Annotated in this window: 17 protein-coding genes; 13 read left to right on the top strand and 4 right to left on the bottom strand. The window is 60.6% G+C overall.

From position 1 onward, the window contains the following. Nucleotides 1-37 precede the first annotated feature (37 nt). Nucleotides 38-742, bottom strand: a complete 705-nt coding sequence (locus QO005_RS10825; protein ID WP_307158081.1) for a GntR family transcriptional regulator — start codon at nt 740-742, stop codon at nt 38-40. 145 nt (nt 743-887) lie between these two features. Between QO005_RS10825 and QO005_RS10820 the strand changes: the two genes are divergently transcribed. The 11 genes from QO005_RS10820 (at nt 888) to QO005_RS10770 (ending at nt 13,397) form a co-directional block, all read left to right on the top strand. After that, nucleotides 888-2,045, top strand: coding sequence for an LLM class flavin-dependent oxidoreductase (locus QO005_RS10820; RefSeq protein WP_307158032.1), 1,158 nt, complete (start codon nt 888-890; stop codon nt 2,043-2,045). Beyond that, the gene (locus QO005_RS10815) at nt 2,045-2,938 is read left to right on the top strand and encodes an aldo/keto reductase (RefSeq protein ID WP_307158031.1); all 894 of its coding nucleotides are present in this window, start codon (nt 2,045-2,047) and stop codon (nt 2,936-2,938) included. The genes QO005_RS10820 and QO005_RS10815 overlap by 1 nt, the downstream gene beginning before the upstream one ends. After that, a complete protein-coding gene (locus QO005_RS10810; RefSeq protein WP_307158030.1) occupies nt 2,935-3,453 on the top strand; it encodes a flavin reductase family protein in 519 nt (172 codons plus the stop codon). The genes QO005_RS10815 and QO005_RS10810 overlap by 4 nt, the downstream gene beginning before the upstream one ends. Before the next feature lie 460 nt (nt 3,454-3,913). Continuing rightward, nucleotides 3,914-4,105 carry a CsbD family protein gene (locus QO005_RS10805; protein ID WP_307158029.1) on the top strand — a complete coding sequence of 64 codons (192 nt, stop codon included), beginning with the start codon at nt 3,914-3,916 and terminating at the stop codon, nt 4,103-4,105. 452 nt (nt 4,106-4,557) lie between these two features. Beyond that, nucleotides 4,558-6,153: an ABC transporter substrate-binding protein gene (locus tag QO005_RS10800; RefSeq protein ID WP_307158028.1), complete on the top strand. Its 1,596-nt coding sequence runs from the start codon at nt 4,558-4,560 to the stop codon at nt 6,151-6,153. Nucleotides 6,154-6,277: 124 nt separating this feature from the next. Continuing rightward, nucleotides 6,278-7,282 carry an ABC transporter permease subunit gene (locus QO005_RS10795; protein ID WP_307158027.1) on the top strand — a complete coding sequence of 335 codons (1,005 nt, stop codon included), beginning with the start codon at nt 6,278-6,280 and terminating at the stop codon, nt 7,280-7,282. A gap of 19 nt (nt 7,283-7,301) precedes the next feature. Further along, complete coding sequence (locus tag QO005_RS10790) at nt 7,302-8,213, top strand: ABC transporter permease subunit (protein ID WP_370878045.1); 912 nt, start codon at nt 7,302-7,304, stop codon at nt 8,211-8,213. A 2-nt stretch (nt 8,214-8,215) separates the two neighbouring features. After that, nucleotides 8,216-9,064, top strand: coding sequence for an ABC transporter ATP-binding protein (locus QO005_RS10785; protein WP_307158026.1), 849 nt, complete (start codon nt 8,216-8,218; stop codon nt 9,062-9,064). Then, the gene (locus QO005_RS10780; RefSeq protein WP_307158025.1) at nt 9,064-9,909 is read left to right on the top strand and encodes a dipeptide ABC transporter ATP-binding protein; all 846 of its coding nucleotides are present in this window, start codon (nt 9,064-9,066) and stop codon (nt 9,907-9,909) included. Before QO005_RS10785 ends, QO005_RS10780 begins: the two co-directional genes overlap by 1 nt. 335 nt (nt 9,910-10,244) lie before the next feature. Beyond that, nucleotides 10,245-11,243, top strand: coding sequence for an MBL fold metallo-hydrolase (locus QO005_RS10775; RefSeq protein ID WP_307158024.1), 999 nt, complete (start codon nt 10,245-10,247; stop codon nt 11,241-11,243). Nucleotides 11,244-11,510: 267 nt separating this feature from the next. Then, nucleotides 11,511-13,397 (top strand): diguanylate cyclase, encoded by a 1,887-nt coding sequence (locus QO005_RS10770; RefSeq protein ID WP_307158023.1) that lies wholly within the window; start codon nt 11,511-11,513, stop codon nt 13,395-13,397. Nucleotides 13,398-13,456: 59 nt separating this feature from the next. Here the strand turns inward: QO005_RS10770 and QO005_RS10765 are convergent, their stop codons facing one another. After that, complete coding sequence (locus tag QO005_RS10765; RefSeq protein WP_307158022.1) at nt 13,457-14,350, bottom strand: SMP-30/gluconolactonase/LRE family protein; 894 nt, start codon at nt 14,348-14,350, stop codon at nt 13,457-13,459. Nucleotides 14,351-14,440: 90 nt separating this feature from the next. Between QO005_RS10765 and QO005_RS10760 the strand changes: the two genes are divergently transcribed. Continuing rightward, nucleotides 14,441-14,860, top strand: coding sequence for a GlcG/HbpS family heme-binding protein (locus QO005_RS10760; RefSeq protein ID WP_307158021.1), 420 nt, complete (start codon nt 14,441-14,443; stop codon nt 14,858-14,860). Continuing rightward, entirely contained in the window at nt 14,857-15,723 is an 867-nt protein-coding gene (locus QO005_RS10755; RefSeq protein WP_307158020.1) for an NAD(P)-dependent oxidoreductase, read from the top strand. Before QO005_RS10760 ends, QO005_RS10755 begins: the two co-directional genes overlap by 4 nt. 41 nt (nt 15,724-15,764) lie before the next feature. On the opposite strand, the gene QO005_RS10750 is transcribed toward QO005_RS10755, so the two are convergent. Together QO005_RS10750 and QO005_RS10745 are read right to left on the bottom strand one after the other, a co-directional pair. Next, entirely contained in the window at nt 15,765-16,796 is a 1,032-nt protein-coding gene (locus QO005_RS10750; RefSeq protein WP_307158019.1) for an L-idonate 5-dehydrogenase, read from the bottom strand. A gap of 25 nt (nt 16,797-16,821) precedes the next feature. Next, nucleotides 16,822-17,769, bottom strand: coding sequence for a 2-hydroxyacid dehydrogenase (locus QO005_RS10745; RefSeq protein ID WP_307158018.1), 948 nt, complete (start codon nt 17,767-17,769; stop codon nt 16,822-16,824). Nucleotides 17,770-17,882 lie beyond the last annotated feature (113 nt).

Genomic DNA, 17,882 nt, shown 5'->3' with positions numbered 1-17,882 from the left:
CCAACCCGTAAAACGGAAGACGCCGCAAAACCATTCCCTATCGGAGCCGCGAGACATAATGGGCGACGGAGGGATCATACCAGGTCTCGGAGACTTCCGGGATGGAGCCATCCTGGGCAAAGCTGCGGCGAATGATATGCGGCACGAGGGCGTTGGGCTGAGGGCTGAAGGCGGCGGGCCGCCAGGAGGGCACCGGTTGCTGACCGATGCAATCCTCCGCCTTTTCGATCCACAACCCAAGCCGCGTGCGGTAGAAAAGGTAGAGCGATTCCGACAGTTCCTCGGCAGACAGCGTGCCGATCAGTGCTGCATCCAGCCAGATTTCCTCCATCGCCGCCGGTTGACCGGACAGGCAGCGCAGACGGCGAATGCGATGGGCAAAGCGCGATTGGCCGAAATGCGGCAGATGCGGCGGCTTTGCCAGCCGCTCTACGCTCAACACCTCCGCCGTCGGCAGGCCACCCCCGCCTAACAACTCCAGCCGAAACAGCGCGTAAACGCTTCTCGGGCTCGCCTGCGCCCGGATGTAATTGCCCGACCCCTGGATGCGCTGAAGAAGCCCCCGCGCCTCAAGCTCGGAAAGCGCCTTGCGCAAAGTGCCCACAGCCATGTCCATCTGGACGGCCATATCGCGCTCAGGCGGCAGTTTTTCGCCATCCTGCAGGCGCCCGGCGGCAATATCACGCACCAGAAGCTCCACGACCTGGAGATAGAGCGGGAGACTGCCACGCGGATGCTTCATCACTCACCGAAACCGAACTTGAATTGATACATGATTGTTTTACGCGATTCTTGATGCTATTCAAAATTGCCGGAAATGTCCGGTGGATGCAATCCACCCTTCCCGATCCCTGCCGAAGGGCAGGACGACGACGAGGAGAGCCATTATGACCATCGTGCCGATCACCTCGGCGGACCTGGATGCTGCGGAAGTCTCGTGGTTTTCCGCGCTCTGCTCCGACGATTATGCCTTTCTCGGCGTGCCGGATGGCGCCTTGCGCTCAAGCTGGCAGCATTGCTCCGATATCGTCCGGAAGGCCGATGCGCTCGGCTTCCGCAACATCCTTTGCCCCTCGTCTTATCAGGTCGGGCAGGACACGTTGAGCTTCGTGGCGGCCTGCTCGCAGATCACCAGCAATATCAATTTCCTTGCCGCGATCCGTTGCGGCGAAATGCAGCCGATCATGCTGGCGCGGACCATCGCGACGCTGGATCACATGCTGTCGGGGCGCTTGACCCTCAATGTCATCAGCTCGGATTTTCCCGGCGAGGTGGCCGACAGCGCCTTTCGCTATCGCCGCAGCCATGAGGTGGTGGAAATCCTGCGCCAGGCCTGGACACGGGAGGAAATCAATTTCGAAGGTGAGGTCTATCAGTTCAAAGGGCTTTCGACCGAACCAGCCCGGCCCTATCAGCAGAATGGTGGGCCGCTTCTTTATTTCGGCGGCTATTCGCCGGATGCACTGGAACTATGCGGCGCGCAATGCGATGTCTATCTGATGTGGCCCGAACCGAAAGAGCAGTTGGCCGAGCGCATGCGCGCGGTGCATGCCCGCGCCAGCGCCCATGGACGCACGCTGGATTACGGCTTGCGCGTGCACATGATTGTGCGCGATACCGAACAGGAAGCGCGAGACTATGCCGAGCATCTCGTCTCGAAGCTCGATGACGAATATGGGCGACTGATCCGGGAGCGCGCCCATGACAGTATTTCTCTCGGCGTGCACCATCAGGCCCGCACGCGGGAACTGGCGGATCAATTTGGCTATGTGGAGCGACATCTGTGGACGGGCATCGGGCGGGCCCGCTCCGGATGCGGCGCGGCCATCGTCGGCTCCACCGACCAGGTACTTTCGGAATTGGAGGACTATCGCAAGATGGGCATTCGCGCCTTTATTCTCTCCGGCTATCCGCATCTCGACGAGGCGGAGCATTTCGGCACCAAGGTGCTGCCGCAGTTGAAAACCTGTTCGCTGCCGCATGCCTATGGCCGCGTCCCGGCCACGGTTCCCGCCACGCCACTGGGTATGGGGGAGCGCCACTGATGGACCGCATCACGCTTCAGCCGGGTCTCGATCTCAGCCGCATCGCCTATGGCATGTGGCGGCTTGCCGAGGATGCCGATACCAGCCCCGCCCACATCATCGCCAAGGTGGAAGCCTGCCTGGAGCAGGGCATCACCACCATGGACCATGCCGACATCTATGGCGGCTACACCGTGGAGGGCATTTTCGGCGCCGCGCTCAAGACGGCACCATCGCTGCGCGACAGGATCGAGATCGTCACCAAATGCGGCATTGTCGCCCCTGCCGGACGCTACGCCTCCGCCCGCGTCAAATATTACGATACCAGCAGCGCCCATATTCGCTCTTCGGTCGAGACCTCGCTGAAAGAAATGGGGATCGAGCACATCGACCTCCTGCTGATCCATCGCCCCGATCCGCTGATCGACCCGGAAGAAACCGGGCGGGCGCTGGACGAGGCCGTCGCCTCCGGCAAGGTCAGGGCTGTCGGGGTTTCGAATTTCCGGCCTTTCGATGTCAGCCTGCTGCAATCGGCCATGACGACACCGCTGGTGACCAACCAGATCGAACTGAGCCTCAGCCACACCGCGCCCTTCATCAATGGCGATCTGGCCTTCCTCCAGGAACGGCGCCTGCCGCCCATGGCCTGGTCACCGCTTGGCGGTGGCAGCCTGTTTTCCGATAAGGCGTCTCCCCTGCTGGCAGCCCTGGAAAAGATCGGCGCTGCCTCTGGTACGGATGCAAGCGCCGTGGCACTGGCCTGGCTTTTGCACCATCCGGCGCGCATTCTGCCCGTGGTCGGCACGAACAGGCTGGAGCGCATTCGCAGGATTGGCGATGCGTTGAAAGTGAAGTTCGACCGCGAAAGCTGGTTCGAACTCTACACCGCAGCCATCGGGAAGGACGTTCCGTGACGCATGGCCTTGGGAGCGACGAGAGGGTTTTTATCCCTGGCCCTGACAATGCCAGAGGCTTTCGCGATGCGCTCGGGGCCTTCGCCACGGGGGTGACCATCGTCACTGCCCGTGGTCCGGATGGTCCCGTCGGGATGACGGCAAACAGCTTTACCTCCGTATCGCTCGATCCGCCGCTGGTGCTGTGGTCGGTGGCGCGTCAATCCTCGCGCTACCCCGTATTTCGCTCTGCCGCCCATTTTGCCATTCATGTTCTGGGTGAAGGCCAGCAGGATCTGGCGCTTGCCTTTGCCCGCAGCAGTTTCGGCTTTGAAGGCGTGGACTGGCAGGAGAACGATCACGGCGTTCCCCTGCTGTCCGGCAGTCTGGCCTGCTTCGAATGCCGCCTTCATGCCGCGCATGAGGCGGGAGACCATACCATCCTGATCGGCGAGGTGCTTCGCGTGACGCAAGGCGGCGGCGCGCCGCTGTGCTTTTCGCAAGGACGCTTTGGAGCTTTTACAGCCTCTCCGTAGGTTTCATGAAACAGGTTCGGAGCATCGGACCGAAAAGTGGGAACCGGTTTTCGGAAAAATCCGATGCGAAAACCAGAAAGGAGAGCATCGTGACGATTCCGTTTTGCGGCACGATGCTCTAGGGTCAAAACTCAATCAGGATGGGTGTTCTGCAAGGCGTATTTTGTGTCTGAGTAGGAGGAAAGGTGAAGGAAATGCCGATCATTTTCAAACCTTTCCGACGCCCGCAGGCGCAAAATACGCCTTGCCCGAAGGGTTGAACGGGATGGGCCGCCTGATTGCGAACAATGCTCGACAAGGCCTCAGGGCCTTGCCTTGCGCTTGTTCGCGGCCATTCAATCCCATCCCGTTCAACAGAACACCCATCCTGATTGAGTTTTGACCCTAAAGATCCAGGAACTTTTAAGCTCTGGTCCCGTTCATCCGTCGTAACAATTCACAAGCGATGGAGGAATACCCCATGAGCAGCATGAGCGATAAGGTAAAGGGCACCGCCAACGAAGTCGCAGGCAAGACCAAGCAGGCGGCGGGCAAGGCCACCGGCAACGACCGCATGCGCGCCGAAGGCGCTGGCCAGGAAGCCAAGGGCAAGACCCAGAAGACGGTCGGCAAGGCCAAGGATACCGTAAAGGGCGCTGTGGACCGGCTCTGATCTAGGTCTCTCTGCCGCAAATCTGCGTCAATCGCAAAGCCCGCGACTAACGCCCCTAGAAAAGCCCGCCACCGTGCGGGCTTTTTGCATAAAAAAGGAATTATTGCTGCATTGCCGCATTTTTCCGCAAAAGCGTCCTACCTGCCAACAAGGACACGCAATTTTATTTCGTTTGACGACCCATTTTTTTCCATTTAGTTAAATTCAACAAAATTTAGGGGTCAAACGCGTCAAAGAATGCTGAACGCATCTTTACAGTCCTGAAACAGCCGATAATACGAAGCTTCTGTCGTTTAGCGAACCGTAAAAAGAGGGGCGAACCCTCGGCCTTGGGGACTATGCGCCGGATTGGTCAGACGTGCACGGAAGACAAGAACAAGGGCCGTGCATCTGGGTTCACAGTGTTTACGGGCGGAGCGTCGCAGGCTCCTTGTCCCGTTTGGGAGATTTTTATGAAACGTAAATTTGGCTTTGCTGCGGCACTGCTCGCCGCATCCTTCCTGTCCACCGCCGCCAGCGCCAAGACCTTCGTCTACTGCTCGGAAGGCTCGCCGGAAGGTTTCGATCCCGGCCTCTACACCGCTGGCACCACTTTCGATGCCTCCGCCCACCCGGTCTATAACCGCCTGCTGGAATTCGAACCCGGCACCACCAATCCGGTGGCCGCACTGGCCGAAAGCTGGACCATCTCTCCGGACGGCAAGGAATATACCTTCAAGCTGCGCCCGAATGTGAAGTTCCAGACCACGGAATTCTTCACCCCCACCCGCACGCTGAATGCCGATGACGTGATCTTCTCCATCGACCGGCAGATCAACAAGAGCAATCCGTGGAACCAGTATGTCGCTGGCGGTTCCTGGGAATATGCCGCAGGCATGGGTTTCCCGGAACTCATCAAGTCCATCGAAAAGGTGGATGACCTGACGGTGAAGTTCGTGCTGAACCGGCCGGAAGCGCCCTTCCTCGCCAACATCGCCATGCCGTTCGCCTCCATCGTGTCCAAGGAATATGCCGACAAGCTGAAGGCTGACGGCAAGATGGAGCAGTTGAACCAGATGCCGGTCGGCACCGGTCCGTTCACCTTCGTCGCCTATCAGCAGGATGCCGTCATCCGCTTCCAGAAGAATGCCGACTACTGGGGCAAGGCACCGAAGATCGACGATCTCGTCTTCGCCATTACCACGGATGCCGCCGTTCGCTACCAGAAGCTGAAGGCTGGCGAATGCCAGTTGATGCCGTATCCGAATGCCGCCGATGTCAAGGCCATGAAGGCTGATCCGAACCTGAAGGTGATGGAGCAGGAAGGCTTGAACATTGCCTACCTCGCCTACAACACCACGCAGGCCCCCTTTGACAAGCCGGAAGTGCGCGTTGCCCTCAACAAGGCGATCAACAAGAAGGCCATTGTCGACGCCGTGTTCCAGGGCATGGCGACGCCCGCCAAGAACCCGATCCCGCCGACCATGTGGTCCTATAACGACAAGGTGCAGGACGACAGCTACGATCTCGATGCCGCCAAGAAGATGCTCGAAAAGGCTGGCGTCAAGAACCTGTCGATGAAGATCTGGGCCATGCCGGTTTCACGCCCCTACATGCTGAACGCCCGCCGCGCCGCCGAAATCATGCAGGATGATTTTGCCAAGATCGGCGTCAAGGTCGAGATCGTCTCCTATGAATGGGCCGAATATCTGCAGCGCTCCAAGGCCAAGGACCGCGACGGCGCCGCCATCCTCGGCTGGACCGGCGACAATGGCGATCCGGACAACTTCCTGGATACGCTGCTGGGCTGCGATGCCGTGGGCGGCAACAACCGTGCGCAGTGGTGCAACAAGGAGTTCGACGCGCTGGTGAAGAAAGCCAAGGTCACCGCTGACAAGGCCGAGCGCACCAAGCTCTACGAACAGGCTCAGGAAGTCTTCAAGAAGGAAGCCCCCTGGGCGACCATCGACCACTCGCTCTCCGTGGTGCCGATGCGCAAGGACGTCACCGGCTTTACCCAGAGCCCGCTGGGTGACTTCACCTTCGAAAACGTCGATATCAGCGAGTAATCATCCTTCCCTGCGAAGCGGCCGGGCCTCATCCCGGCCGCTTTGTGTATTTTATGCGGCTTTCCGTTGAAACGACGGAGCCGCCTTTCCTGACGACATCACCGGGAAAACAACAGGTCCGTCCATGTTCGGTTTTTTCTTGCGGCGTCTTGCCGTGCTGATCCCGACCTTCATCGGGGTCTCGATCATTGCCTTTGCCTTCATCCGCCTGCTGCCCGGCGATCCCGTGGCGCTGCTCTCGGGGGAACGGGTCATGTCGCCCGAGCGCCATGCTGAGATCAGCGCCCAGCTTGGCCTCGACCGGCCCATGGTCATGCAATATCTCGACTACCTGCGCGGCATCCTCACCGGTGATTTCGGCACTTCGATCGTTTCCAAGACGCCGATCCTGAAGCAGTTCCTGGCGCTTTTTCCGGCGACGGTCGAGCTTTCCTTCTGCGCCATCCTGATTGCCGTCCTGATCGGCGTTCCGGCGGGCGTGATCGCCGCCATCAAGCGTGGTTCGGCCATCGACCAGTCGATGATGGGCGTGGCGCTGGTGGGCTATTCCATGCCGATCTTCTGGTGGGGCCTGCTGCTGATCATCCTGTTTTCCGGCATTCTGCAATGGACGCCGGTCTCGGGCCGCATCTCGCTGATGTATTTCTTCAAGCCCGTCACCGGCTTCATGCTGATCGATTCGCTGATTTCCGGGCAGAAGGGCGCCTTCTCCTCCGCCGTCAGCCATCTGGTGCTGCCCTCCATCGTACTGGCCACCATTCCGCTGGCGGTTATTGCCCGGCAAACGCGCTCCGCCATGCTGGAAGTGCTGTCGGAAGACTATATCCGCACGGCCCGCGCCAAGGGACTTTCGCCCTTCCGGGTGGTGGGCCTGCATGCGCTGCGCAATGCCATGATCCCGGTCATCACCACCATCGGCCTGCAAATCGGCGTCATGCTGGCGGGCGCCATCCTGACGGAAACCATTTTCTCCTGGCCCGGCATCGGCAAGTGGATGGTGGATAGCGTCTTCCGCCGCGATTATCCGGTGATCCAGGGCGGTTTGCTGCTGATCGCCGGCATCATCATGGTCGTCAACCTGATCGTCGATCTGCTCTACGGGCTGATCAATCCGCGCATCCGGCACTGAGCGCGGCAGGAGAACTCACATGGCTCACATTTCTTCCGACAAGAACGTGCCGAGCGCCGCTGCCATGCGCCGCCAGATGCTGAAGGAATTCTGGTTCTACTTCGCAGAAAATCGCGGGGCAGTGATCGGCCTTTTCATCTTCCTGGCACTCATCGTCATCGCGGTCTTCGCGCCGCTGATCGCGCCGCATTCGCCTTTCGAGCAATATCGCGACGCCGTGCTCCTGCCGCCCGCCTGGATCGAAGGCGGCCGTCTGGACCATCTGCTGGGCACCGACCCGGTTGGCCGCGACATTCTCTCGCGGCTGATCTACGGCTCGCAATATTCACTGTTCATCGGCGTCTTCGTCACCACGCTGTCGCTCACCACCGGTATCCTGATCGGTTTGATCGCCGGCTATTATCGCGGCTGGGTGGATACGGTGATCATGCGGCTGATGGATATCATCCTCGCCTTCCCGTCGCTGCTTCTGGCGCTGGTGCTGGTGGCCGTGCTTGGCCCGGGCCTCGTCAATGGCATGATCGCCATCGCGCTGGTGCTGCAGCCGCATTTCGTGCGGCTGACGCGCGCCGCCGTCATGGCCGAGAAGACCCGTGATTACGTGACCGCCGCCCGCATTGCCGGCGCCGGTCCGCTGCGCCTGATGTTCCGCACCATCCTGCCGAACTGCACCGCACCGCTGATCGTGCAGGGCACGCTCTCCTTCTCCAACGCCATTCTCGATGCGGCAGCCCTTGGCTTTCTCGGAATGGGCGCGCAACCGCCCGCACCGGAATGGGGCACGATGCTGGCCGAGGCGCGGGAGTTCATCCTGCGGGCCTGGTGGGTCGTCACCTTCCCCGGCCTTGCCATTCTCATCACCGTTCTGGCCATCAACCTGATGGGCGACGGCCTGCGCGATGCGCTCGATCCGAAGATGAAGAGGTCCTGACCATGGCGCTTCTGACAATCGAAAATCTCACCGTCGAGTTCCAGACCGCCAATGGCTGGTTCAAGGCCGTGGATGGCGTCTCGCTCTCCATCGACGAGCGCGAAGTGCTGGCCATTGTCGGCGAAAGCGGCTCGGGCAAATCGGTCTCGATGCTGGCGGTCATGGGGCTTTTGCCGTGGACGGCGAAGATCACCGCCACCCGCATGGACTTCATGGGCCGCGATATCCAGGCGCTTACGCCCTCCGAGCGGCGCAAGCTCATCGGCAAGGACATGGCGATGATCTTCCAGGAGCCGATCGCCAGCCTCAATCCCTGCTTCACCGTGGGGTTCCAGATCGAGGAAGTGCTGCGCATCCATATGGGCCTTGGCCGAAAGGAACGCCGCGAACGCGCCATTGAACTCTTCACGCTGGTCGGCCTGCCCAATCCAGCGGAACGGCTCAATCATTTTCCGCATCAAATGTCCGGGGGCCAGTGCCAGCGCGTGATGATCGCCATGGCCATTGCCTGCAATCCGAAGCTTCTGATTGCCGATGAGCCGACCACGGCGCTGGATGTCACCATCCAGAAGCAGATCCTCGACCTGATCATCCGGCTGCAGGCCGAGACCGGCATGGGCCTCATCATGATCACCCATGACATGGGCGTTGTGGCGGAAACCGCCGACCGCGTCATCGTCCAGTACAAAGGCCGCAAGATGGAGGAAGCCGATGTGCTGAGCCTCTTCGAAGCCCCGAAACATCCCTATACCCGCGCCCTTCTTTCCGCCTTGCCGGAAAATGCCACGGGCAAGCGGCTCAGCACCGTGTCCGATTTCATGGCGGAAGCGAACCTGGCTGGAGGTAAATGATGAACGACAGCCAATCCAAGGCTCCCATGCTGGAAATCCGCGATATCAAGCGGGATTACCATGTGCCCGGCGGCTTCATGAAAAAGGAAAAGACCGTCCATGCGGTGAAGGGCGTTTCCTTCAAGCTGGAAACGGGCAAGACGCTGGCCATCGTCGGCGAAAGCGGCTGCGGCAAGTCCACGCTTGCCCGCATCCTCACCTTCATCGATGAGCCGACGGCGGGCGAATTGCTGATCGACGGTCAGCGCGTCGATACACGCCCGGGCCATCTGACATCGGAAATGCGCCGCAAGGTGCAGATCGTCTTCCAGAACCCCTACGGCTCGCTCAATCCGCGCCAGAAGATCGGCGACGTTCTGGGCGAACCGCTGGCCATCAACACCAGCCTCTCCAGCGCCGAACGCCGTGACCGCGCCATGGAGATGCTGGTGAAGGTGGGGCTGGGACCGGAACATTATAACCGCTACCCGCACATGTTTTCCGGCGGCCAGCGCCAGCGCATCGCCATCGCCCGCGCCCTGATGCTGAACCCGAAGCTGCTGGTGCTGGACGAGCCGGTTTCGGCACTCGATCTGTCCGTGCAGGCGCAGGTGCTGAACCTTCTTACCGATCTTCAGGAAGAATTCGGGCTGACCTATGTGTTCATCAGCCACGATCTCTCCGTGGTCCGCTACCTCGCCGACGAGGTGATGGTGATGTATTTCGGCGAAGCGGTGGAATATGGCAGCCGGGAGGAGGTCTTCTCCAATCCCCGCCATGAGTATACACGCACGCTGTTTGCCGCCACGCCGCGCGCCGATGTGGCATCGATCCGCGCACGCCTTGCCAAAAAGGCTGTCGGCTAGGGTGTGTGGGTATTCAGTTTTGGGCGTGGCGAAAACGGTGATTTTCGAGAACCGGAGCGGAGTGTACTTGAGTACATGAGCACCGGAAGCGCAGGAAATTGCCGTTTGCAGCCCGCTCAAAGCTGAATACCCACACACCCTAGACTGAGGGCATTGATCCAAAGCGGTCTCGTTCTCTTATAAGGAGACGTCGGGCGATGTGGATGGCAACGGCCCGGCGTTTTTGCGTGAAAGGTTTCACGCAAAAGCTGCTACTGCATAATTCCTTAGATCTGAATCGATTTAAGGGAAAAATTATGCAGCAAAGGTTCGCTGTAAGCCCAAGGATGGACCGGATGCCGATCAGAAAACGCAATCCCTATTATCAAGGCCCGGTCAGTGACCATTTCGACGGTCGGCTGTTCTTCACGCCGGAGGCGGAAACGCTCAAATCCTTCAGCGATGTGATGCGGTGGATGCGCACGCGCAAAAAGTCGGACTGGCCGCGTCGCTGGCCGGAGGCGCCGCACGCGGCAAAGCCACTGGCGCGGGTCGAAGGCGATGGCCTTGGCATCACCATGATCGGCCATGCTTCGCTTCTGATCCAGATTGCCGGGCTCAATATCCTGACGGATCCGGTTTTTGAGCGCCGCGCCTCCCCCTTCTCCGTCGCCGGACCGCTGCGCGTCAACGATCCGGGCATTGCCTTTGCCGACCTGCCGCCGATCGACCTTGTGCTGCTCACGCACAATCATTACGACCACATGGATATCCGGACGCTGAAGCGGCTGAAAAAGACGCATGATCCGCTGGTCATCACCCCGCTCGGCAATGACACCATTCTGAAGCGCAGCATTCCAGACCTGCGCATCGGTTGCGTGGATTGGGGCGAAACCGTCGCTGCCGGAACCAGTGTGATCCATTGTGAACCCACCTGCCACTGGTCGGCGCGCGGTGTGGGCGACCGGGCCATGGCACTCTGGTGCTCTTTCGTGATCGAAACGCCTGCGGGCAAGATCTATCACATCGGCGATACCAGCTTTCACGAGGGACGGCATTACCGCATGATCCGCGAAAAGCACGGCGATCTGCGCGCCGCCATTCTACCCATCGGCGCTTACGAGCCGCGCTGGTTCATGAAGACCGGTCACCAGAACCCGGAAGAGGCCGTTGCAGGCTTCCAGCTTTGCGGCGCACGTTTTGCCGTTGCCCATCACTGGGGAACCTTCCAGCTGACGGATGAGCCAATCGAAGCACCGAGACAGGCGCTTCATGAGGCGCTTTCCAAAGCGGGTGTTGAGGCAGACCGGTTTCGCACGCTTCTGCCGGGGCAAAGCTTCAATGTCCCTGCCTGAGGGCCACTCCCTCTGTCTGACGCGATGGACTGGCTCGAAGGAACGTTGCCTGCGTCCTTTCGTTTAGAGCGCTTGTGAACATAAAACCGGCATCCACTTTTCCTGGAAATGCTCTAGGTCTTTGTTTTCACGCATTTCCGAACGGAAAACCGGTTCCCACTTTTCCTGGAAATGCTCCGATGGCATTTGCAACCCGGTTGAAAGTCGGTATTGCATCCTGCAATGCCCACGAACAACCGAAAAGTGCAGGAAGGCTAAGCTGCGCAGTTGAAGCGACCTCTGACGAAGATCCAGTGGCAACCTTTCCACCGGCTTGTCTCGCCGGGCCTGACGATTATTGCCGTCGTGACACTGATCGCCATTATCTTCGCCCAGGAGTTCCTCAGCTGGCAGTCGGAAGTCGAGCGGCACGAGCAATCGCTGCTGCAAGTAGCTCGCAGCTTCAGTCAGCATGTCGATGATACGATCGACCAGTCGACGCTGGCGCTTGCGGATCTCAGATCGGAAATCGATGACGAATACGGCACCAGCGCCATCAAGGACAAGCTGAACGCTATGATGCGCGCCCAGGTCGCGGCCTCGCACCGGCTTGGTTCGCTGATTTTCATCAATGCGCAGGGGGATCTCGTTGCGAGTTCGGCACCGCACCCGCCAGCGAACGTGAATTTTGCAGATCGCGACTATTTTCGCCTGCATCGGGACAATATCCAGCAAGGCACCGTCATAGGCCTGCCCATCACCGACCGGCTCACCGGAAAAGCGGGCTTTACCCTGTCGCGCCGCTACGAGCGGCTGGGACGCGGCAGCTTTGCCGGCGTGATTTCCGCCACGGTGCCGCTCGCCTATCTCGAAAGTTTCCTCGGAAGTTTCGACATCGGTCAGGAGGGCACGCTGCTTCTCATGCGCGCCGATGGTATCGCGCTGATGCGCAACCCCCACAGGCAAGACGTCCTTGGAAAGGATATGTCCGGCTATGGGCTTTTTACCCGGCAGTTGAAGGAAAGAACTGTCGGCACCTATCATTACCTCTCCCAAACCGATGGGCGGGAGCGCATCGCAGCCTTCGTGAAAAGCCCGCAAACCGGCATGGTCGTGCTAGTCTCTGCTTCGCAGGACGAAACGCTGAGCCGGTGGATCGGCAATGCGCGCGGACGCTGGATGTCTCTCGGCATCGCCGTCCTTCTGGTCTGCTATGCCAGCTGGCGCTCGCTGCGCCAGTCGCGGCTCCGGCTGCAGAGGGAGCGGGACGTCACCGCCCGTGAGGCGGAATTCCGCAGCCTCGCAGAAGCCTCTGCCGATGTCATTCAAAGACTGGATGAAAACGGCATCCGCCATTATGTCTCGCCGGCGGGCGAGAGAATGTACGGCAAGCCGGCAGCCGATCTGATCGGCACCTGCATCACCGAGGGCCTGAGCGCTGACGATGCTTCCCGGGTTGAGGATGTGCTGCGGCGGCTGCGGGCGGGCGCCAGCACAGATACCGTTCTTGTCGGGCGAGTGAACGGTCAGGGCGAAAAAATCTGGGTGGAGGCCTCCTTTACCCGTACCTCTATCCCCGGCGAATCCCAACGCTTCAGCGTGGTGGTCGTGACCCGTGACGTGACCCGCCACAAGGTCAGCCATGATCAACTGGACACTCTGGCGCATACCGATGCCCTGACCGGCCTTGCCAATCGCCGGGCGCTCGAAATGCGGCTGGCCAAGGCCGTGGAGGACCTGAACAGCGGCGAGGCCTGCCTTGCCTTGCTGATGATCGATGCCGACCGCTTCAAGCACTATAATGATCGCTATGGCCACATCGCCGGTGATCGATGCCTGGAGGCCATCGCCGCCGTCATCCGCGCTGCCGCCTCTCGGTCAGGCGATGTCGCGGCCCGTTATGGCGGCGAGGAAATTGTCGTTCTCCTACCCGGCGCCACCCTGGAAAATGCCAGGGTGGTGGCGGAACGGATTCGCGCCGCAGTGCAGGACCTTGGCGTCGAGCATCAGGACAATCAGCCCTGGGGCAAGGTGACGGTCAGCATCGGCGTCGCCTCCCTCTCGGCCCGCGCGCTGGAAGTGCCCACCAAGCTGGTCGAAGAGGCGGACAAGGCGCTTTATCAGGCGAAATCCCTGGGACGAAACACCATCGTCATGTCAGAAGCCCATTCCTAGAGCTTTGTTCTCACACATTTCCGGACACCAAACCGGTTCCCATTTTTCTCGGGACAATGCTAAAGCCACCCACCCCGCCGATTGAGCGCCACCGAGTAAACGCTTGTGGAGGCGGTGATGAACAGCACATGGCCATAGCGTCCGCCGAAGCAGACATTCGACACCGTTTCCGGGATGAGGATCTTGCCGAGAAGCCGCCCATCTGGCGCAAGGCAATGCACACCATCGCCCGCGGAAGACCAGAGATTGCCGTCGCGGTCCACCCGCATGCCATCGGCAGCACCCGGTGAAATGGCATGGAAGACCTCGCCGCCCGTCAGGCTGTAATCGCTCCCGACATCGAAGACGCGGATATGACGGGGATCGTCGGAGAACATGCGGCCGGTATCGGCGACATAAAGCCGCTTTTCATCCGGGCTGAAGGCCAGGCCGTTCGGGCAGTTGAAATCGGTCAGCACCGCCTCAATGCTGCCATTCGGATCGACGCGGTAGACATTGCAGGGCAATTCCTGCTCGCTCTTCTGGCCTTCATAATCCATGGCAATGCCGTAATGCGGATCGCTGAACCAGATCGCACCATCCGAGGCGACAATGACGTCATTGGGGGAGTTCAGCCGCTTGCCCTGATAGCTGTCGGCAATCACGGTGATCGAGCCGTCATATTCGGTGCGGGTGACACGGCGGGTAAAATGTTCGCAGGAGACGAGCCGCCCCTGCCGATCACGGGTATGACCATTGGCGAAATTGGAAGGCGCGCGGAAAACACTCACGCCCTGTTCCGGTATCCAGCGATAGATGCGGTTATTGGGAATATCGGAAAACAGCAGGCAGTTGAGATCGCCAAACCACACCGGCCCCTCCACCCAATCAAACCCCGTCGCAATTTTCTTGACCGGCGCATTGCCAAGGACGAAAGTGGAAAAAACCGGCTCGACAGCCTCGAAAAATGTCATGATGCCTTTCTCCTCCCGAAATCATCTGGCTTTATCGACATGGTATCGATAACATCGCCTGAAAATCAAGCAGCCATGGGAGGAATTTCAGTGTCCTTTTCAGAACCATCGTCACGGCTCACGGATGCGGGCGTGGAAACGATGTTGCGTGCGGCCATTGCCGCGGCATCAGACATGGGTCAGCCGCAATGTATTGTGATCGTTGATGCAAGCGGCGTTGAGCTCTCGACATTCCGCATGAGCGGTTCGCGCTTTCTCTCGCTGAAAAGCGCGCTGTCCAAGGCCAAGACCGCCGCCTCGATCAACGGCCCCAGCGCCAGCCTGCCCGACCATGCCAAGGTATTGCTCGGCCTTGCCACGGAAGGCGATGTCACCGGACTGCGCGGCGGTTTGCCGATCCGCCTGAACGGCCATCTGGTCGGCGGGATCGGGGTCGGCTCCGGTTCAGGCGAGCAAGATGAGGCCGTGGCGCTCGCTGCCCTCAAGGCCATTGGAGCGGACTTGCCATGAAACAGAAGCTTGCCTTTCTCGGCACCGGCCTGATGGGTGGCCCCATGGCCCGCCATCTTGCCGCTCATTATGACGTAACCGTCTGGAACCGCTCCCGCAACAGGGCGGATGCGCTGGCCGACGTTGCCAAGGTCGCGGATACGGCGGAGGCCGCAGCACAGGATGCGGAGATCGTCATTTCCATGCTGATCGACGGTCCCACCACCCGTAGCGTCCTCAGGGATGGCGGTGTGATCGAAGCGGCAGCGGAGGGCGCGCTGATCATCGACATGGCCTCGGTGGAGCCGGACTGCGACAAGGCGCTTGCCGGTTTTGCCATCTCTCTCGGCAAGCGCTTCATCGACGCGCCGGTCTCCGGCGGGGTGAAGGGGGCAGAGGAAAAGACGCTCTCCATCTTCATGGGCGGAGAAAAATCCGATGTCGAGGCCGCGCGTCCGGTTCTCGCCCATCTCGGGCGGCCCACCCATATGGGGCCGCTCGGCACCGGCCAGACGGCAAAGCTCGCCAATCAGCTGATTGTCGCCGTGACCATCGGCGCGGTGGCGGAAGCGTTTACGCTGGCGCAATCGGCAGGCTGCGATCTGGCCACGCTGCGCGGTGCCTTGCGCGGCGGTTTTGCCGATAGCCGTATTCTCGACCTGCACGGGCAGCGCATGGTGGAGGGCAATTTCGTACCCGGCGGGCGCTCGGTGGCGCAGTTGAAGGACCTGAACAATGCGCTCGACGTTGCAGCGGAAAGCGCGCTGAAACTGCCGCTTTCGCAAACCGTGCGGGCCGCCTTCGATGATTTCGTGAAAAACAAGAACGGCGCGGAAATGGACCACGCCGCATACTTCCTCTGGCTTCAGCAGAGCCAGTCCTGACGATGGAAAGACGGCTGCGACCATCGCAGCCGTCGAAACCGTCAGGAAAAAGCAATCTGCGCCTTCATCGCCTTGCTGCGATCCGCCGCCGTTTCAAAGGCTTTCACGGCGTCGCTGAGCGGCAAAGTATGGGTGATGAGGGGCTTCACGTCGATCAACCCCTTGCGCATCAGTTCGACGCCGGTCGCAAATTCCTCATGGAAGCGGAAAGAGCCGCGCAATTCCAGTTCCTTCGAGGTGATCGCCATCATCGGCAGGCTCATATCGCCGCCCAGCCCGAGCTGGATGATGACGCCGCGCGGGCGCAGCGCCGCGATGCCGCTGGCAAGGGCCGCCTGCGCGCCAGAGCATTCATAGAGAATGTCGAAACTGCCCTTGTCCGCTGTATAGGGTTGCAGTGCTTCGGGCTCTTCCGCCGTATTGATGACGCGGTCCGCGCCTGCCTCCTTGGCCATGCCGAGGGTGAAATTGGAAAGATCGGTCGCGACGATCTCCGCTGCCCCCGCCCGGCGGGCCGACAGTATGGAAAGCAGCCCGATCGGCCCGCAGCCGGTGATCAGCACCCGCTTGCCGAGCAGCTCACCGGCGCGGCGGGTGGCGTGCAGGGTCACGGCCAGCGGCTCGGCCATGGCCGCCTCACCGGGGGTCAAGCCGTCGGCGGGCACACATTGCAGCACATCGGCCACGAGGCTTTCGCGGAAAGCGCCCTGAATATGCGGAAAAGGCATGGCGCTGCCGTAAAAGCGCATGTTCAGGCACTGGTTATGCAGGCCCTGCTGGCAATAGCGGCAGGTTCGGCACGGTCTGGAGGGCGAAACGGCCACCAACTGCCCTCGGGAGAGCGTCGTGACCCCCTCGCCCAACGCCTCGACAACACCGGAGACTTCATGGCCGAGGATCATCGGCTCCTTCAGCCGCACCGCGCCGAAACCGCCGTGATTGTAATAATGCAGATCGCTGCCGCAGATGCCGCCGGTGGCAAGGCGGATTTTGACCTCGCCGGGACCGGGGCTTTCCTCCGGGCGCTCTTCAATGCGGATATCCTTGGCCGCATGGGCAACAATGGCTCTCATGGCCCCTTCTCCTTGGAACGATGATTTAAATAACCGGGGTGGGCAAAGGCTCACCCGCGAAATGTGCGGTGAGATTCTCGCGCAGCAATTGCCCCATGCCCTTGCGGGTCTCCACCGTGCCCGAGCCGTGATGCGGTTGCAGCAGCACATTGTCGAGTGCCAGGAAACGCGGATTGAGCTTCGGTTCCCCCTCGAACACATCGAGCGCGGCACCACCCAGACGGTTCTGCTCCAGAGCATCCAGCAGCGCGTCTTCATCGATATTGGCAGCGCGCGAGACGTTGATCAACATGCCTTCCGGCCCCAGTGCCTCAATGACCTGGCGGCTGACAATGTGGCGGGTGGCGGCGGAGGCGGCAAGCGTCACGAAAAAGAAATCCGACTGCCGGGCCAGTTCCACAGGATCTGCAATGAAGCGCATATCCCCGGCCGCCGCCTTCGGCGCGGTGGCGCTGTAGGCAATCTGCATGCCGAAACCCTTCAACCGCTCTGCCACGGCAAAGCCGATACGGCCAAGCCCGAGAATCCCGGCGCGGCGGCCAAAAACCCGCCTTTGCAGCGGAAAACCGCCCTTTTTCACCCAGCTTCCATCGCGCGCCCAGCGTTCTGCCGCCACCATGCTGCGCGAGAGGCACAGCATCATCGCCACGCCGAGATCGGCGACATCGCCGGTCAGCACATCCGGCGTATTGGTCACGCGAATGCCGCGCTCCCGGCAGGCCGCAAGATCCACCGCATCGAAGCCGACACCATAGACGGAGATGATTTCAAGATGGGGGCAAGCCTCGATCAGCGCCCGGCTTGCACCCAGTTCTCCCCGCGTGGCGATGCCGCGAATGGAAGGGCCAACCTCTGCCAGAAAGGCCGCCTTGTCTTCTGCCTCAAAATAGCGATGCACCGTAAAGGCAGCGTTCAACGGCTCTTCATCCCATGCGGGATAGGCCCCGAGCTGCAAGATGCCGGGTTTTGCCATTCTCAAATCTCCTCCCATGCCCCACCCCGTGAAAGGGCTTGACGTTTTATGTTATCGATAACATAAACGGAAAAGCTTGATTGTCCAGAGCACGAGCTTGAAAAGTGGATCTC

It is taken from the genome of Allorhizobium paknamense, assembly GCF_030815125.1.
Classification (GTDB): domain Bacteria; phylum Pseudomonadota; class Alphaproteobacteria; order Rhizobiales; family Rhizobiaceae; genus Allorhizobium; species Allorhizobium paknamense.
This window is presented reverse-complemented; position numbering and strand designations above follow the sequence as displayed.

Bases quoted from the DNA above. Each gene is read 5' to 3' on its own strand.
- QO005_RS10825 (WP_307158081.1), bottom strand. From the start codon at position 742: ATGAAGCATCCGCGTGGCAGTCTCCCGCTCTATCTCCAGGTCGTGGAG.
- QO005_RS10820 (WP_307158032.1), top strand. From the start codon at position 888: ATGACCATCGTGCCGATCACCTCGGCGGACCTGGATGCTGCGGAAGTC.
- QO005_RS10815 (WP_307158031.1), top strand. From the start codon at position 2,045: ATGGACCGCATCACGCTTCAGCCGGGTCTCGATCTCAGCCGCATCGCC.
- QO005_RS10805 (WP_307158029.1), top strand. From the start codon at position 3,914: ATGAGCAGCATGAGCGATAAGGTAAAGGGCACCGCCAACGAAGTCGCA.
- QO005_RS10800 (WP_307158028.1), top strand. From the start codon at position 4,558: ATGAAACGTAAATTTGGCTTTGCTGCGGCACTGCTCGCCGCATCCTTC.
- QO005_RS10795 (WP_307158027.1), top strand. From the start codon at position 6,278: ATGTTCGGTTTTTTCTTGCGGCGTCTTGCCGTGCTGATCCCGACCTTC.
- QO005_RS10790 (WP_370878045.1), top strand. From the start codon at position 7,302: ATGGCTCACATTTCTTCCGACAAGAACGTGCCGAGCGCCGCTGCCATG.
- QO005_RS10785 (WP_307158026.1), top strand. From the start codon at position 8,216: ATGGCGCTTCTGACAATCGAAAATCTCACCGTCGAGTTCCAGACCGCC.
- QO005_RS10780 (WP_307158025.1), top strand. From the start codon at position 9,064: ATGAACGACAGCCAATCCAAGGCTCCCATGCTGGAAATCCGCGATATC.
- QO005_RS10775 (WP_307158024.1), top strand. From the start codon at position 10,245: ATGCCGATCAGAAAACGCAATCCCTATTATCAAGGCCCGGTCAGTGAC.
- QO005_RS10765 (WP_307158022.1), bottom strand. From the start codon at position 14,350: ATGACATTTTTCGAGGCTGTCGAGCCGGTTTTTTCCACTTTCGTCCTT.
- QO005_RS10755 (WP_307158020.1), top strand. From the start codon at position 14,857: ATGAAACAGAAGCTTGCCTTTCTCGGCACCGGCCTGATGGGTGGCCCC.
- QO005_RS10750 (WP_307158019.1), bottom strand. From the start codon at position 16,796: ATGAGAGCCATTGTTGCCCATGCGGCCAAGGATATCCGCATTGAAGAG.
- QO005_RS10745 (WP_307158018.1), bottom strand. From the start codon at position 17,769: ATGGCAAAACCCGGCATCTTGCAGCTCGGGGCCTATCCCGCATGGGAT.